The organism is Flavobacterium zepuense, from assembly GCF_007097145.1.
Classification (GTDB): domain Bacteria; phylum Bacteroidota; class Bacteroidia; order Flavobacteriales; family Flavobacteriaceae; genus Flavobacterium; species Flavobacterium zepuense.
In genome coordinates this window covers 324,475-342,779 of sequence record NZ_VJVZ01000003.1, presented here as the reverse complement: position 1 = coordinate 342,779, position 18,305 = coordinate 324,475, and the positions used below count along the sequence as shown (strand labels likewise).

At 42.3% G+C, this 18,305-nt stretch carries 8 protein-coding genes; 6 read left to right on the top strand and 2 right to left on the bottom strand.

Annotated features, from left to right (window positions below; translation table 11 throughout):
- Positions 1–1,383 (bottom strand): 3-isopropylmalate dehydratase large subunit, encoded by a 1,383-nt coding sequence (gene leuC, locus FMM05_RS06755; protein ID WP_143372581.1) that lies wholly within the window; start codon positions 1,381–1,383, stop codon positions 1–3.
- A 4-nt stretch (positions 1,384–1,387) separates the two neighbouring features.
- The gene (locus FMM05_RS06750; RefSeq protein ID WP_143372580.1) at positions 1,388–2,554 is read right to left on the bottom strand and encodes a 2-isopropylmalate synthase; all 1,167 of its coding nucleotides are present in this window, start codon (positions 2,552–2,554) and stop codon (positions 1,388–1,390) included.
- A gap of 217 nt (positions 2,555–2,771) precedes the next feature.
- Here FMM05_RS06750 and FMM05_RS06745 point away from each other — a divergent pair, with 217 nt between their 5' ends.
- The 6 genes from FMM05_RS06745 to FMM05_RS06720 all read left to right on the top strand — a co-directional run bounded on the left by FMM05_RS06745 (position 2,772) and on the right by FMM05_RS06720 (position 18,201).
- Positions 2,772–4,340 carry a hypothetical protein gene (locus FMM05_RS06745; protein WP_143372579.1) on the top strand — a complete coding sequence of 523 codons (1,569 nt, stop codon included), beginning with the start codon at positions 2,772–2,774 and terminating at the stop codon, positions 4,338–4,340.
- A 247-nt stretch (positions 4,341–4,587) separates the two neighbouring features.
- Complete coding sequence (locus FMM05_RS06740) at positions 4,588–8,667, top strand: hybrid sensor histidine kinase/response regulator transcription factor (RefSeq protein WP_235894368.1); 4,080 nt, start codon at positions 4,588–4,590, stop codon at positions 8,665–8,667.
- Positions 8,668–9,232: 565 nt separating this feature from the next.
- Positions 9,233–12,367, top strand: a complete 3,135-nt coding sequence (locus tag FMM05_RS06735; protein WP_143372577.1) for a SusC/RagA family TonB-linked outer membrane protein — start codon at positions 9,233–9,235, stop codon at positions 12,365–12,367.
- Between the two features lie 10 nt (positions 12,368–12,377).
- Positions 12,378–14,075, top strand: coding sequence for a RagB/SusD family nutrient uptake outer membrane protein (locus tag FMM05_RS06730; RefSeq protein WP_143372576.1), 1,698 nt, complete (start codon positions 12,378–12,380; stop codon positions 14,073–14,075).
- 72 nt (positions 14,076–14,147) lie between these two features.
- On the top strand, positions 14,148–15,713 hold the full coding sequence (locus FMM05_RS06725; protein ID WP_143372575.1) for a glycoside hydrolase: 1,566 nt from the start codon (positions 14,148–14,150) through the stop codon (positions 15,711–15,713).
- A gap of 58 nt (positions 15,714–15,771) precedes the next feature.
- The gene (locus tag FMM05_RS06720; protein WP_143372574.1) at positions 15,772–18,201 is read left to right on the top strand and encodes a sugar-binding domain-containing protein; all 2,430 of its coding nucleotides are present in this window, start codon (positions 15,772–15,774) and stop codon (positions 18,199–18,201) included.
- Positions 18,202–18,305 lie beyond the last annotated feature (104 nt).

Below are 18,305 nucleotides of genomic sequence, written 5' to 3'. Positions count from 1 at the left end.
CTAATTAAGGTTTTGGGTAAAGTCGATTATTTTTCCTTCAATAGCAATGGCAGCAGCCGTTAGCGGGCTTGCCAGTATGGTACGTGCACCGGGGCCCTGGCGGCCTTCAAAATTGCGGTTGCTGGTAGATACACAGTATTCCTCGGCAGGGATCTTGTCATCGTTCATGGCCAAACATGCCGAGCAGCCCGGCTGGCGTACCTGGAAACCAGCTTCTTCAAATATTTTATACAGGCCTTCGGCTTTCATTTCATCGGCTACCTGGCGCGATCCCGGCACTATAAGCGCGGTAACATTATCGGCTTTCTTTTTACCGTTAATATAACCGGCCACGGTGCGGAAATCCTCTATGCGCGAATTGGTACAGCTGCCTATAAATATGTAATTTATTTTAGTGCCTAAAAGCGACTGCCCATACTCAAAACCCATGTATGCCAGTGCCTTATCGGTACTGGTTTCTATTGTTTCAGGGATAGTTCCGCCTATTTTTATGCCCATACCAGGATTAGTACCGTAGGTTATCATTGGGGCAATATCGTTAGCGTCAATATCATATTCCTTGTCAAAAACAGCGCCTTCATCGGTTTTTAGGGTTTCCCAGTGGGCTATCTTAGCGGTAAGTTCTTCGCCTTTTGGGGCAAATTCCCTGCCTGCAACATACGCATATGTAGTTTCATCCGGGGCTATTAGTCCGCCGCGTGCGCCCATTTCAATGCTCATATTGCACACTGTCATGCGTCCTTCCATAGACATCTCCCTGAACACATTACCGGCATACTCGCAAAAATATCCGGTACCGGAGTTGGTGCCCAGTTGGCTGATAATGTACAATATCACATCTTTAGGAGATACCCCTTTTTTTAGCGTACCATTTACATTGATGCGCATTTTCATAGGCTTTTCCAGCAGAAGGCTTTGGCTGGCAAATACCTGTGCCACCTGGCTGGTGCCGATGCCAAATGCAATAGTACCAAATGCCCCGTGGGTAGAGGTATGGCTGTCGCCGCACACAATGGTCATGCCCGGTTGGGTTATGCCCAGTTCAGGCGCAATTACGTGCACAATGCCGTTATACTTATGGCCAAGGCCGTAAAACTCTATGTTGTTCTTTTTACAATTGGCGGTAAGCTCTTCAATTTGCTTGCGCGACATATCATCCTTAATGGGCAGGTGCTGGTTAAGGGTAGGGGTGTTATGATCGGCAGTGGCAACAATTTTATCAGGGCGGAAAATAGGGATATCCCTTTGCTCCAGTTCGTTAAAGGCCTGAGGGCTTGTAACCTCATGTATAAGGTGCTTATCTATATATAAAATATCGGGGCCGTTAGGTATCGACTCCACCACATGGGCATCCCAAACTTTATCAAACAGCGTTTTTTTCATTGTATTAAAGACTTAATTGAAATTTGCTTTTAGACATCTGTACGATATGGTGAATATCATTATCGGCAACCACTTTGCAGGTATCGGCAAAGTTTACAAATTCAGAATATACCAAATCCAGGTCCAGCTTTGTAAAATCGTAACCTATATTTTTTGCCCTGTACGCCAGCGCCGACCTGCCGCTACGTGCTGTTAGCACAATAGACGATTCGTTTACGCCTACATCGGTCGGGTTTATTATCTCATAGGTTGAGCGGTTTTTAATCATACCATCCTGATGGATGCCGCTGCTGTGTGCAAATGCATTATCGCCCACAATGGCTTTGTTGGCCTGTACCATCATACCCATTTCTTCGGCCACCATTTTACTGATGCTAAGCAATTTTTTAGTGTTAATATTGGTTTCAAGGTCAAGCCTTGGGTGCTGGCGCAATATCATAACCACCTCTTCTAACGAGGTGTTGCCTGCACGTTCGCCAATGCCGTTAATGGTACACTCTATTTGGCGGGCACCGTTTATAACACCGGCAATGGCATTAGCTGTGGCAAGGCCAAGATCGTTATGGCAATGGCAGGAAATGCGCACCTTGTGTATACCCGGCACGTTCTCCATTAAATATTTAATCTTAGCGCCATATTCATCGGGCAGGCAATAACCTGTAGTATCAGGAATATTAAGTACAGTTGCACCGGCACGTATGGCTTCGGCGCACACCTTTGCAAGAAACTCATTATCGGTACGGCCGGCATCTTCGGCATAAAACTCAACATCATTAACATAGGTTTTAGCGTATGCAACAGCCTCGTAGGCACGCTCTAATATCTTATCGGGCGTGGTGTTGAATTTGTATTTTATATGCGTCTCAGATGTGCCAATACCCGTATGTATGCGTGGCCTGCGGGCGTATTTAAGTGCTTCTGCGGCAACTTCTATATCTTTCTCCACGGCGCGCGTTAAACCGCATACTGTGGCGTTTTTAACCAGTTTTGCAATCTCTGAAACCGACTTAAAATCGCCGGGGCTCGATATCGGGAAACCGGCCTCTATTACATCAACCCCCAGTTCATCGAGTTGGGTAGCTATTCGCAGTTTTTGAGATGTATTTAACTTACAGCCGGGCACCTGCTCGCCGTCTCTTAATGTGGTATCAAAAATTTCTACGCGCTCCATAGCTCTTGTATTGTTAGATTGAAAGATAAAATTACCATGTATTATGCGCGAATATTATTTTAACAAGATACCCTTTACGGCACCTTAACTCGAAATTTAAAACTCAAAATATTGATAATTAGTAATTTATATACGTTTGAATTACGATGGCTAAATAATTTTATATTTTGATTGTATGTTTTTAATTGATACTTTTAAGCACTAACATTATTAAGCCGTGTATAAAAACCACAACGAATTAACCGATAACCTGTTTTCGCTGGTAAAATCGCTTACCGCATCCGAGAAGCGGCAGTTTACGCTGTACGTGGGCAGGGTGCCGCTTAATAATGAAAGTAAGTTTATTAGCCTGTTTAAAATACTTAGCACGCAGGAAAAATATAATGAGACAGAGATTTTACAATGTACCGATATCTCCAAGCAACAGCTTAGCAACGTTAAGTCGCACCTTTATAACCAGATACTTACCAGCCTGAGGCTTAACCCATCTAAACGCAATATACCGCTGCAAATACGTGAGCAGCTGGATTTTGCTTTTATATTGTACCGCAAAGGCCTTTATCAGCAAAGCCTTAAGTTGTTGGATAAGCTAAAAACACTTGCACTGCATTATGAGGAAAAGAACATAGGTTATGAGATTTTAGACCTTGAAAAAATAATCGAGTCGCAATACATTACCCGTAGCCGCCCCAACCGTGCCGATTTGCTAATTGGGCAAACCAATGAGCTTACGTTTTTAAACGGGGTAGCGAGCCAGCTATCTAATTTGGCGCTGCACATGTACAATACCTTTTTAAAGAACGGGTATGCCCGTATGGAGGAGGAGTCTAAAGAAATATCAAATCATTTTTTTAATAACCTGCCCGATTATGATGATGCCCGCCTGGGCTTTAGGGAAAAGCTTTGGTACAACCAGGCCTACCTGTGGTACAGTTTTATAATCCAGGATTTTATTTCCTGCTACCGCCATGCCACGCGCTGGGTGGCTCTGTTTGATAAGAATCCGCACCTTATTGTAGTACACCCGGTGTTTTACATTAAGGGCAACCATTATATATTAGAGTCGCTGTTTTACCTTAACCGCCCTAAGCAGTTTGAGGCAGCGCTGAATAATTTTGAAACCATTGTAAGCGGGCCCGATATTCCGGATGATGATAATATAACTGTATTGTCTTTCCTGTACCTGTACTCCAACAAGCTTAACCTTAGGTTTATGAAGGCCGATTATAGCGATGGGGAGGAATTACTGGACACCATTCATAAAAAACTAAACCGCTACAGAGACAAGATAGACGAGCACCATATTATGATACTGTATTATAAAATGGCATGCCTTCATTTTGGCAACAATAAGTATGATAAATGTATTTTCTTCCTAAAGAAAATTATACACAGCAAGGCCACCCACCTAAGGGAAGATTTGGTGTGTTTTGCGCGGATACTTAACCTTGCGGCCCATTATGAGGCCGGGCTTGATTACAGGCTGGAAGCGCTTATAAAATCTACCCACACGTTTTTAAGTAAGATGAACCACCTGCACGAAGTACAAAAAGCGCTGATGGAATTTTTAAAGAACCTGCCACAAATTTCACCATTACGTATTAAGGCTGAGTTTAAAAGATTCCATGCTGTTTTAAGCGAATATGAGAACCACCCTTTTGAGCGCAGGGCATTTTTATACCTGGATTTACTTTCGTGGCTGGAAAGCAACATAACCGGACAGCCTATTGCCGTGGTTATAGCCAAAAAAGTTGCTGCTAAAAACAAGGCAAGGGGCATTGTGTAAAAATTCTTGTACATTTTAATAAGGATTATAATCAGGAAAATAATTATTGCTTCATTTAAAAGCATGATTATTAGGGTATAATAAAATTGCTTTATAAAAAACGATGGTATTTTTTACCGCATCGGCAAAAAACGCGTATATACCTTATATATGTGTTATATTTACACACCACTATTTCGATTGAAAAAAATGTAAACCCCTTAAAGATTATAATTTTATAATCTTGTGGTTTAAAGGATTTATGGTAATGAAATTATACCAAAATATAGCCACGGTGCTTTTGTTAATTTGTTGCTTTGCAGGTGTAAAAGCACAGGAACTGCCTGTAAAATTTTTAGATATTACCCAAGGACTGTCTAACAATTCGGTTATAACAATTCACCAGGATGCTAACGAGTTTATGTGGTTTGGTACTTATGATGGCCTTAACCGTTATGACGGCTACAGCTTTAAAACCTATCGCAACCTTATTGGCGACAGCACTTCTATAGCAAGCAATTCGGTATACTGCATACAAAACGATTCTAAAAACAATATTTGGGTAGGAGGCTCTAAAGGAGCCAGTGTGCTTAACCAAACCACCGATAAATTTAAGCAGTTGCACTACATGCCGTACAACAGCACTACGCCACAGCTTCTTAACGATATTGTACACCAGATAAAACTGGCGCGTACTGGTACAATTTTGGTAGCCTCTCAACAAAAGGGCCTCATAAGTTTTAATGAAAATTCGTTTACCGGAAAACAAATAACCCTTGACGGTGCTAAAAACAATAAACATGTTTATGATGTAACTGCCATACAGCCGGGCGATTATAAAACCTTTTGCTGGGTGTATGTAAATAACGAGGGCATTTGCAGGTATGATATAGTAAATAAGAAATTAAAAGTTGTATTTGCATCTGCTATAAAGGCAAATTGCTTTGCAGCTGCTACGAGCGATAATTTATGGCTTGGTACCGATGAAGGACTGTTTTTGTACGATCCGGTTAAAAATTCGCTTTCAGGTAATTACATGCCGCGGAAAATCAATATTACTAATGTGCTGCCCGATAACGGCCAGCTTTGGATAGCTACAGATGGTGCAGGGGTGTATAACCTGTACCGTGACAGCAAAATGGCTGTGCCTTATGATAAGGATAAGGGACGTATTGTAAAGAGTAATTCGGTTTGGTGCCAGTACCGCGATACAAGGGGTAATAAATGGATAGGCACGCTAAGGGGTGGCATCAGTATGATAAGCGCGGTACCCACAGCTTTTGAGCATATTAAATACACGGGCACCGACCCATCTAACCTGATAAATAATTTTATATTGTCTTTTTGCGAAGACGAAAAAAACAACATCTGGATAGGTACTGATGGGGCAGGGCTGCGCTATTGGGACAGGAAGCAAAACACGTACAAGCTGTATAATACCGGCGGTGGCACTAACGGCACGTTAACCAGTAATTTTATTACGAGTATTATACGAGATGAAAATAACCTTATATGGCTCTCAACCTGGGCCGGCGGCATTAACCGCATCAACCCTAAAACCGGCGCCATAGATTATCTTAACTGCTACAACCCGGTTACTAAGCAGGTAGAAAAGAATGTGTGGTTTGTTTTTCAGGATTCAAAAAAGAATATTTGGGCAGGCGCTACTAATGAGGGGGCCCTTTATAAGTTTAATAAAGTTACCAACACCTTTGAGTTATTTAGTAATGCCATTAACAACCTGCAATGCCTTATAGAAGATAAACAGGGCAGGCTATGGGCAGGCAATTATTCACAACTTTTTCTTATAGATCCCATAACTAAAAAACATGAGGCGTTTGATGTTGGCTATCCCGTGCGTAGTGTTTTAGAAGAAAGTTATAATAATTTATGGGTTGGTACGCAGGAGGGTGGTTTATTGTTATTTGATAGGAAAAGCCACAAATTTACGCGCTACACCACGCAGGATGGGCTTTCGGGTAATACCGTTTTAAGGCTATTGCAGGACAGGGAAGGCTATTTATGGATGAGTACCTACAACGGGCTTACCCGCTTTGACGTGAAAACTAAAACATCCAGAAATTTTACCATAACCGATGGACTACAGGGTAACCAGTTTAGCTTTAATGCAGGATTGCAGCTTTCTACGGGAGAATTTTTGTTTGGCGGCATCAACGGGTTTAATATTTTTTTCCCTGAGCGTATTAAAAGCATACACCACAGCAGTAAGATACAGCTTACATCTTTATCGGTAAATAATTCGCCTATTGAGCAAAAGGCTGGGTACATTACCCCTATGCCAGGTGGGTTGATAAAAGATATACGCCTGCCTTTTGATGAGACCACACTATCTATAGAGTTTGCCGAGATTGACTATAATAATTCGGATAATATAGATTATGCCTACACCTTAGAAGGCTGGGATGATGAGTGGAACTATGTAGATAACGCGCGTAAGGCCAATTACACCCGGCTACATGAAGGCGATTACACGTTTAAAGTTAAGACCAAAAATGCCGATGGTACCTGGAACAAGCCCGTAAACCTGCTTCAAATAAATGTAATGCCGCCGTGGTACCGCACAATTTGGGCTTATTTGCTGTATAGTATGCTTGTTGCTGCCGGTATTTATGCTTATATTAGGTATAGCAGGTATAAGGAACAGCTGCGTTATAGCGTTAAACTGGCACAAATGGAAAGCCGCAAGGAGAAAGAACTGGCCGAAAAGCAACTTTCTATGTTTACCTATATATCACATGAGTTAAGGACCCCGCTTTCGCTGATAATTAATCCGCTAAAAAGGGCAGTACGCAAACCTGTTGCCGATAACCCCGACCTGCCTAACGACCTTGCCGTTGCACACCGCAATGCCCGGAGGCTGCTTAGCCTTGTAGACCAGCTCTTATTATTAAGGAAAGCCGAAAGCGATGCCGATTCGCTTAAAATATCTCCCATTAATTTAACTCACATTTGCAACGAAGTGTACGAATGCTTTGTAAACCAGGCAAAAGGGCAGAGCATAACCTTTAACCTGCTTGTGCCCGAAACTCCTGTTGAAATTTATGGCGATTATGAGAAAATTGAGATAGCGCTATTTAACCTAACATCAAATGCGTTTAAATATACTACCGGGGGTGGTACAATTACATTGCAATTATCTGAAAATGATGATGAGGCAGCTGTAAGTATTATAGATACCGGTAAAGGTATAGCCCAGGCCGATATACCTTTTATATTCGAGAAATTCAGGCAGCTTAACAGTAAGTCGGCATCAGCCAGCGGGTTTGGCATAGGGCTGTATATTGTAAAATATTTTATAGAAAAACATAAGGGCACGGTCAGTTGCAGCAGCGAGCCCGGCAAAGGCAGTACTTTTACGCTTAACTTTTTAAAAGGCAACGAGCATTTTGCCGAACTCCCTATTAGTGAAGTCAGCTCTAAGATGAGCGAACTTGTTGAGGAGCTTATGGAAGAAAAAGCACCCCATGAAATTGAGGTTAGCACTACACAGCTGGAAAAAGAGATAGAAAGCCAAACCAGTACCGAGATACTTACAGGCAAAAAATCGGTGCTGATTATAGATGATAATGATGAGATAAGGGAATATTTGGTGCAGTTGTTTAGTCCGCTATACCTGGTGTATTCGGCCATTAACGGAATCGAGGGGTTAGAGAATACCATTAAGCACCTGCCGGACCTTGTAATAAGCGACATTGCAATGGATGGCATGGACGGGTTAGAGGTATGCCAAAAAATTAAGGAGAACAATAACCTGAGCCACATACCGGTAATATTACTTACGGCAACTACAAGCAGCGAAATTCATTTACAAGGAATTACGTTTGGTGCCGATGATTACATTACCAAGCCTTTTGACAGTGATATATTAATGGCAAGGGTAGAAACGCTGCTTAAAAGCCGTGAAAACCTGCGCAGTTATTTCTTAAACAGCATAACCCTTAAAGAGAACAACCATAAAGTACCGGCAGAATACCAGGAATTTTTAACCAAATGCATTCGCATTATTGAGGCCAACCTGGACGATAAAGATTTTACAATAAAATCATTCTCTAAAGCTATGGGCATGAGCCACCGTAGCCTTTACGATAAAATAAAGCTAATATCGGGGCAAACCCTGAATGCTTTTATCAGGTCGGTACGCCTGCGCAGGGCAGCTTTGTTAATGCTTACAGAAGATATTAATATTGCGCATGCCAGCGCTCAGGTAGGTTTTGAAGACCAGCAATATTTCAGGCAGCAGTTTGTAAAGCTGTTTGGCATGAATCCGTCTGATTATATCAGGAAATACAAAAGCTCATTTAACAGGGAGCTTAATGTTATAAAATAATATTTTAAAAAAATATTGTTGTTTTAAATAGGGCAAATCAAATTATTTTGAAGAATTATAAGAATAAATTAATGTGTATTTAACACTTATTACGATTCTTAAAATTGTACTTATTTGATTTTATAGGTTTTAATTTCACTTTTTTGCGAATTTACCCCCCTAAATTTTCCATTTTACCCCCCTTAAATCATTGTTTACCCCCCTTACTTTGCATCATACCATTATAGCTACAACGATTTAGTTATGGTTATTATGAACATTAAAAACAGCAGGCATATAAAAGGTGTGTACTACGCACTTAAAAATAAATAAAACTTGTTTGGGTTAAGTTTTAGGATTATTTGGGTTTTTTACACCTGCCTGCGGTATTCATACACTGCAGGCAGTTTTAAATAGAACCTTTAAAAACAAGCTTTAAAAAAATGAATAACCAATTAAATTATATAGAACAACCATAATTTTAAATCAAACCATTTTTGTGCCTATGACGTGTTTAAACCAAGAGAACAAATAAACCATTAACACGAATCCCGAAAGGGACAGAATTTTAAACAAACTCTAATTTATGAATAACATTACGTTTTTTAAACCTAAAAATGTTTTGCAGGGCTGCATGCTGGCTCTGTGCATTATTGGTGCCAATCAGGAAGCGAGGGCTTATGGGCCGGTTGCCAGCGAGAGCACCTATTTTCAAACCATTGTAAAAGGTACTGTAAAATCAGGTACTGATAATTTACCCGTACCCGGCGTAACGGTAATGGTAAAAGGTACCAGCATTGCCACTACTACCGATATTGATGGTAACTTTGAAATATCAGTAGCCGATCCTTCTGCGGTTTTGATCTTTAGCAGTATAGGATTTGCAAACCAGGAGATCCCGGTTAACAATCAAACCAATATATCGGTTACTCTTGCCGAAGACGTGAAAACTCTTGAAGAAGTTGTTGTTGTAGGTTACGGTGTTAAAAAGAAAGCTACCGTAACAGGATCTATATCAGAAATTAATGGTAAAGATGTTGCAAAAAGCCCGGCAGTAAATATCTCTAACGGTTTTGCCGGCAGGGTATCGGGTGTTATAGCTACCAACAGGAGCGGTGAGCCGGGTTATGATGACTCAGGTATCTCTATAAGGGGCCTTGGTACTATGGGTAATAATGATGTACTTGTAGTTGTAGATGGTATTCCTGGACAAATTGGTGGTCTTAGCAGGCTATCTGCACAGGAAATAGAAAGTATTACAGTACTTAAAGATGCATCGGCAGCTATTTACGGTAGCCGTGCAGCAAATGGTGTAATACTTGTTACAACTAAAAAAGGTAAAAAAGGTTCAAAATTAAGCGTTAGCTACAATTTTGATCAGGGTTTCTCATCGCCTACACGCCTACCGGATATGGCAGATGCAGCTACCTACGCGCAAATACGTAATGAGATAGCATACTACAACTCGCCAGACCTTGGCATGAACCAGATTTATGACCAAAACGACATTGATATGTTTAGGGATGGTTCTAATCCGGTTACAAATCCCAATACAGATTGGGCAAAGGCGGCATTAAAATCAGCAGCACTACAAAGTCAGCACAACATTAACGTTCAGGGTGGTAGCGAAACTACTAACTATTTCTTCTCTGTTGGTAAATTATCTCAGGAAGGCCTTTACAGAAATGGTGTTGCTAATTACGACCAGTACAATGTGCGTACTAATATTGATACTCAAATTAATGATAAATTAAAAATTGGGGTTTCATTATCAGGGCGTAAAGAAGACAGGCTGTTCCCTATACAAAGTGCAGGAAACATATTCCGTGCTATTTACAGGGCATACCCTACCGTTGCAGGTATTTATCCTAATGGTTTACCATCAAGGGGTATAGAAGGCAGTAATCCATTGATAGACGCTACAAATGTAGCTGGCTCAAACGAAAACCCAACGTATGTATTCAACGGTATTTTAAGAGGTAGCTATGATTTTGGATTTCTTAAAGGCTTATCTGTAGATGGTTTTTATTCTGCCGATGTTAGCGAAAGCCGTACAAAAAGTTTTTCGACACCATTTACACTGTACAATTATAACGAAACTACCGGCAATTATGACGAGAGTTTGTATGGTGGCGGCCCTAATCAAATGGCATCGTTGTATCAGTCACAAACCAGTACATCTCAGGAAGTGGCTAACATTAAAGTTAATTTTAAGCGCCAGCTTGGCAGCCACAATATAGATGCGTTTGTAGGCTATGAGCAAAGCGAATATAAATTCAGCACGTTTGATGCTACACGTTTTAATTTCCCAACAACAACATTACCAGAATTATCTCAGGGAGGAGCTGCTACTGCTGATGCCAGAAACTCAGGCCGCTCTTGGAATTTTACAAGGCAGAGTTATTTAAGCCGTATTGCATATAACTTTCAGGAAAAATACCTTTTGGAGCTACAGGCAAGGATAGATGGATCATCTAACTTCCCTAAAGGCAATCAGTTTGGTTTCTTCCCATCAGTATCGGCAGGTTATAGGATTTCTAAGGAAGATTGGTTTAAGAGCGATGGTGTAGTTAACGATTTAAAAGTACGTGCATCATGGGGCCAGTTAGGTAATGATAACATTGGTAACTTCCAATATTATGATAACTACCAGTTTAATAACAGGTATGTGGTTGGTAACCAGGTTGTATCAGGTATAGATCTTACAAGGTTGGGCAACCCTAACATTACCTGGGAAGTAGCTACTAAAACAGATGTGGGTGTAAATGCCACGTTTTTAAAGAACTTTACTTTAGAGGCTATCTACTTTATGCAGGACAGGTCGGACATTCTGTGGACAAGAAATGCATCTATACCGGGCTCTACAGGTATAGTTAACCCTTACGGAAGCGGAGCATTAGTGCCTCAGGAAAACATTGCTAAAATGAAAAGTAATGGTATAGAGGCTACTTTAGGTTACCGCAAAAACGGCGACTTTAGCTGGGGTGTATCGGGTAACTTTACCTACGCTAAAAACGAAGTTAAATACATAGATGAAGCACCTGGGCTTTTAGATTACCAAAAACAAACAGGGCAACCATTTAATACGTATTTGCTATACAATACAGCGGGTATTTACACGAGCCAGGAACAAATTGACAGCACTCCTCACTTAGAAGATGCACAACCGGGCGACCTTATTTACAAAGATACCAATGGCGATGGCGAAATTACGCCGGATGACATGACAAGGAGCAAATACAGCAACCTGCCTCGTATAACTTACGGCTTTGTAATGGATGCTGCTTACAAAAATTTTGATGTATCTGTTGTATTTGCAGGTCAGGCACAGGTTAGCCAGTATTTATTAACAGAGTCTGGTACTACAGGTAACTTTTACAGCACCTGGGCAGATAACAGGTGGAGCCCAACAAACCCTACAGGGTCATTCCCAAGGGTTGATGAAAGCTCTGGATCATCAATAAACGGTGGCCGTTACCGTAACGATTTCTGGTTACATAACACTGCGTTTGTAAGGCTTAAAAATGTACAGTTAGGCTATACATTACCTAAAGATATTACAGAGAAATATGGTGTTAGCAGCTTTAGGCTGTATGCAAGTGCCTTTAACTTATTTACCCTTACAAAAGTTAAAGATTTTGATCCTGAGGGTAGCAGTGAGAACGGCCAGTTTTATCCGCAGCAAAAAATTATAAACTTTGGTTTTAACGTTCAATTCTAAAAATCAGACTATGAAAAATATTAATATATTTAAATCGGTAGTATTCGGTATAGCGGCAAGTGTTGCGCTAACAGGATGCGAAAAAGATTTTCTTGAAATTACACCTACAGACGTTCTTAATGATAGCTCTATCTTAAACGATTCGGTATTGTTTGATGCTTTTGTGGTAAACCGCTACCTGGGTGTTAAACTAACTAACAAAGAGGGCGATAGTAACCAACCGGGCTTTGGCCGTGGTTTTGAATACGGTATGTGGAGCTCGCTTACAGATGAGTCTATCTACAATAATAACGATGATACATGGCTTATTCAGCAAGGGCAGCTTGCGCCGGAAAACCTTGGTATTGCCGGTACATTTTGGGCAAGGAGCTACCGTAGCATACGCGAAATTAACTATGCTTTAGCGCATATTAATGAAGTAGGTATGAGCCCAAGCCATGTTAACCTGCTTGTTGCAGAGTTAAAATTTATAAGAGCGTTTAGGTACCATGACCTTATTAGAAATTATGGAGAGGTTGTACTTGTGGGTGACCATGTAACAGAACTTGGAGACGATTACACCGATCCTGCATTGTTTGACCGCAGGCCTATAGCAGAGGCTATGGCTTATGTAACAAGTGAACTTGACGCTGCCGCTGCAGGACTTCCTGTAAGTAACAGTGGTAGCTATGGCGAAGGCCGTGCTACAAGGGGTGCTGCCCTTGCATTAAAATCAAGGCTATTGCTTTATGCTGCAAGCCCGTTATATACTAACGGATCATCTGATGCTCAAAAATGGGCTCAGGCTGCAGCTGCTGCAAAAGCCGTTATGGATATGGGAACGTACAGCCTTTATCAGGGTGGTTACGGCTCGTTATTTACAGGACAGGGAAGTAACCAGGAGTATATATTTGCCCGTTTTTACAACATTACGGCGCGCCACCTGGCGTTAGAAATTGCTAACGGCCCTAATGGCTATGGCGGATGGGGGGGTAACGTACCGTTACAAAACCTTGTAGATGATTACGAAATGGCCGATGGTACCATGTTTAGCTGGAGCAACCCTACACAGGCTGCTGCGCCATATGAAAACAGGGATCCGCGTTTTTACGAAACTGTTCTTTTTAACGGCGCTCAATACCGTGGCAGAGCTGTAGAAACCTTTAGGCCAAACGGACTTGACAGCCCAGAGGGACCAGACAACTGGAACTCGAGCAGGACAGGTTATTACCTAAAGAAATTTATACGTGAAGACCTACCTATCATTAACCCGTGGGATGTTGCAGGGGTACAAAACTGGATCTATTTCCGTTATGGCGAAATCCTTTTAAATTATGCTGAAGCGCAAAACGAGGCTGTAGGTCCCGATGCTACCGTGTATGAAGCTATAAACGCAATAAGGGGAAGACAAGGCGTTAACATGCCGGCATTGCCTGCGGGTTTATCGCAAAGCGAAATGCGTGATCGCATCCGCCATGAGCGCAGGATAGAGCTTGCGTTTGAAGAGCACCGTTTTTATGATGTGAGGCGTTGGATGATCGCATCTCAGGTTGAGAATGAAGAAGCTGAGGGCATCAGGATATTAAGGGATGGCGCAGGTAACTTAACGTATGAAGTTGTAACGGCTTTAACAGGTAAAAGCTTCCAGGATAAACATTACTGGCTGCCAATACCAAGGTTCGAAATTCAGGCTTCAAACAATTTATTGCCACAAAATCCGGGCTACTAATAAAATAAAAATGCCGGAGCGGTTTAAACCCCTCCGGCATTTATTACATCATGCTACACTACTAAAATTACTATGATATATAAAACTATTTACTCACAATACGCAGCCATGCTGTTTGCAGTGCTAAGCGGCTCATGCAGCAGCAGCGATACGCCCAAGGAATCTGCCCCAACGGTAGATGCAACTACAGTTACGCTAAATATTGATGATGCAACTGCTTACCAAACTATAGAGCACTTTGGCGCATCTGATGCGTGGTCGTGCCAGTTTGTAGGCAATTGGCCCGATGCTAAAAAGAACGGTATTGCCGATTTGCTTTTTAGCCAGCAAAATGATGCCGAAGGCAACCCGCAGGGTATTGGCCTTTCTATTTGGCGCTTTAATGTGGGAGCAGGCAGTGCAGAACAAGGCGCTGCAAGCGGTATTGGTGATGAGTGGCGCAGGGCAGAGTCGTTTTTGCAGCCTAATGGCACGTACGACTGGAACAGGCAACAGGGACAGGTATGGTTTGCTAACGCGGCTAAACAACGTGGTGTAAGCAAACTGCTTATTTTTCCTAACAGCCCACCGGTTTCTATTACACGTAATGGTAAGGCGTATGCCAATGTTGGCTTAGAGTCTAACCTTGCGGCAGATAAATTTAATGCCTATACTGATTACCTTACAAGTGTTACTGAAGGCCTTCAAACCATGGGGTTAACTGTAGATTATATTAGCCCTATGAACGAGCCTCAGTGGGACTGGAGTGACGGAGGCCAGGAAGGTACTCCATTTTATAATAATGAGATCTCGCAAATTACAACCCTGTTAAATCAAAAGCTTGAAAACAAAGGGTTAGCTTCTAAAATCAATATTGCTGAAGCAGGGCAAATTAACTACTTGTATGAAGTTGGCAACAAGCCGGGCAGGTCAGATCAGGTTAAGGATTTTTTTGTAACAGGATCGCCAAATTACGTGGGCAACCTTTCGCATCTTGAAAATGCCATATCAGGCCACAGTTACTTTACCACATCGGCGTTTGATGCCGCTGTAGCGCAAAGGCAGCAGCTTAACACAGCCGTAAGCCAGGTTAACGGACTAAAATACTGGATGAGCGAATACTGCATCCTGGGCGATAATTCAGGCGAAATTAATGGCAACGGCCGCGACCTGGGCATAGAACCGGCGTTGTACCTTGCCCGTACCATTTTTACCGACCTGAGTGTAGCGCAGGCCACCGCATGGCACTGGTGGATAGCTATTTCTCCTTACGATTATAAAGATGGGCTTATCTATATTGATAAGCAAAAGGAAAACGGCAATTATTACGATAGCAAAATGCTTTGGGCGCTTGGTAATTACAGCCGCTTTATACGCCCCGGCTTTAAAAGGGTTAAGGTAGAGAGCTCTCAGGGTAACGCTATTACAAAGAACTTTTTATTTTCATCGTATAAAGATCCGTTAACCGGTAAGCTGGTTACGGTAATTGTAAATTCCGGTAACGAAGCCGTAAACATCAATCTGCAAAAGCAGGGTGCGGCGCTAACCGGGCTTAAGGCTTATGTAACGTCATCAGATAAAAACCTGAAGGTTCAAAACCTGAATAACAATGAGGCTTTTGCTGTACCGGCACGCTCCATCGTAACCCTGACAAATTAGTACACGCCCTAATTCTCACATTGAGAAAAATTAATAATAACTGATAAAACAACGTATTGTGACAACCAAAAAACTATTCTTATTCATCCTTAGCCTTTCATGGATCACTGCTTTTAGCCAGATTTCTTTTGGCGATGCAAAAAAAATAAATGAAGACTGGAAATTTGTGCTCGAAGACAAACAGGAGGCAAAAGATCCCGGTTTTGACGACAAAGACTGGCAAACAGTACAATTACCACACGACTGGAGCATAAAAGGCCAGCTTAGCCCTACATTGGCAAGCTGTACAGGCTTTTTACCGGGAGGTATAGGCTGGTACCGCAAAAACCTTAATGTGCCTGCACAGGCTAAAGGCGAAAAGGTATACCTGTATTTTGAAGGCGTATACAACAGGAGCGAAGTGTTTTTAAACGGGCATTCGCTGGGTAAGCGCCCTAACGGTTACATTTCTTTTGCTTATGATGCCACACCATATATTAAATATGGCGAAAACAATACCATAGCGGTAAGGGTAGACCACAGCCAGAGTGCGGATTCACGCTGGTACACAGGCTCAGGTATTTACCGTAACGTATGGGTGGTATATGCAAACCCTGTGCACATTGCACAATGGGGCGTGTATGCATACCCCGAAGTTAAGGGCAACAACGGTACTTTAAACATTGAAGTAACAGTAGAGAATGGCTCAACGGCTAAGCAAAGCCTTACGGTTGTTAACGAGCTGCTTGGCCCCGATGGTAAATCGGTAGCTAAAGCAACCAATAAAGTTCAGGTTGCAGCAGGACAAAACCAACCGGTAACCACAACCCTTAAAGTAAGCAATGCTAAGCTATGGGATTTAAACAATCCTAACCTGTACCAGTTAAAAACCACGGTTTTAAAAGATGGCAAGCAGGTAGATGCTGCGGTAACACGCACAGGTTTCCGCACATTTACTTTCGACCCTAATAAAGGTTTTGCCCTTAACGGCAAGTTTATGAAGGTTAAAGGTGTGTGCCTTCACCACGATGCAGGTGTATTGGGTTCGGCTGTGCCAAGAGATGTCTGGAGGGGCCGCCTTAAAACCCTAAAAGAAATTGGCGTTACCGCAATACGTACAAGCCACAACCCACAGGCTCCTGATTTTTATGAGCTTTGCGACGAGATTGGCCTTTTAGTGCTTAACGAGGCGTATGATGAGTGGGAATATCCTAAACGTAAATGGCTTACAGGCTGGAACGTAGGTACTCCGGGTTTTCAGGGATCGTTTGATATTTTTGCCGAATGGTCAGAAAAAGACTTAGAGGATATGGTGCGCCGCGACAGGAACCACCTATCGGTATTTGCATGGAGCATTGGTAATGAGGTAGATTACCCTAACGACCCGTATTCGCACCCGGTGCTTGACGGCGAAAAAAATGCTACAGGCTTTACTCAGGCTGCTTACGGTGGCTACAAAAAAGATGCGCCAGACGCTATGAGGCTTGGCGGTATTGCCAAACGCCTTGTTGCAGCGGTTAAAAAATACGACAAATCGCGCCCTACAACGGCGGGCCTTGCGGGTGTTGCCATGAGTAACGAGACAGAATATCCGGGAGCGCTGGATATTACAGGATATAATTACACAGAGAGCAAGTATGCAACTGACCATAAAAAATACCCTAAAAGGGTTATTTACGGCAGCGAGAACGTACACGATATTGAGCCTTGGTTAGCCGTTAAAAATAACGAGCACATCTTCGGCCAGTTTTTATGGACAGGTATCGATTACCTTGGCGAATCAGGCCAATGGCCTTCAAGGGGCTTTTATTCAGGCCTGGTAGACTTTGCAGGCCGTATTAAACCAAGGGGTTATTTCCGCCAGTCACTTTGGTCGGATAAGCCTATGATATTTGCAGGTACTTATATTCCGCGTACTAAAGAGAAAGGTTTATCTAAAGATGCATGGCCTTTATGGAACTACGAGAACGGCCAAACCGTGCGCGTAGTGGTGTACACCAATGCTGTTAAAGCCCGCCTTGAGCTTAACGGTAAAGTAGTTGGTGAAGTTAAAAACTACGATCCTAATGTGGGCATCCTTTCATGGGATGTACCTTTTGCTGCCGGCAAGCTGGAAGCCGTAGGTTTAGATGCCAACAATAAAGAGGTTAGCCGTTATGCCATAACATCGTCTAACCAGCCGCATGCGCTTGTGGTTAAAGAAAAATCGGTAACGGTAGACAAGCAAAAAGGCATTGCCCAGATAATGGTTGAGGTTGTAGATAAGGATGGCCTGCCGGTTATGCTAAGCGATAACGAGGTTACCTGCAAAATAAGCGGGCCTGCAACGCTGCTTGGCCTTGAAGCCGGTAACAACAGTGACATGACCGATTATACCGATAATGTACAACGCGTGTTTAACGGGCACATTTTAGCTTATGTGCAGGCAACCGGCGAAGGCGGCCCTGTAACCGTAACCTTTAGCAGCCACTGGTTGCAGCCTGTTACAGTAACGGTAAACGTTAAGTAATACATTTCATATTCTATAAAGAGCTGGTAAACTAAGTTTATCGGCTCTTTTGTTTTTATACTCTATCTGATTTTAGCCCTATGAGGTTTGTTAACAGTAAATAA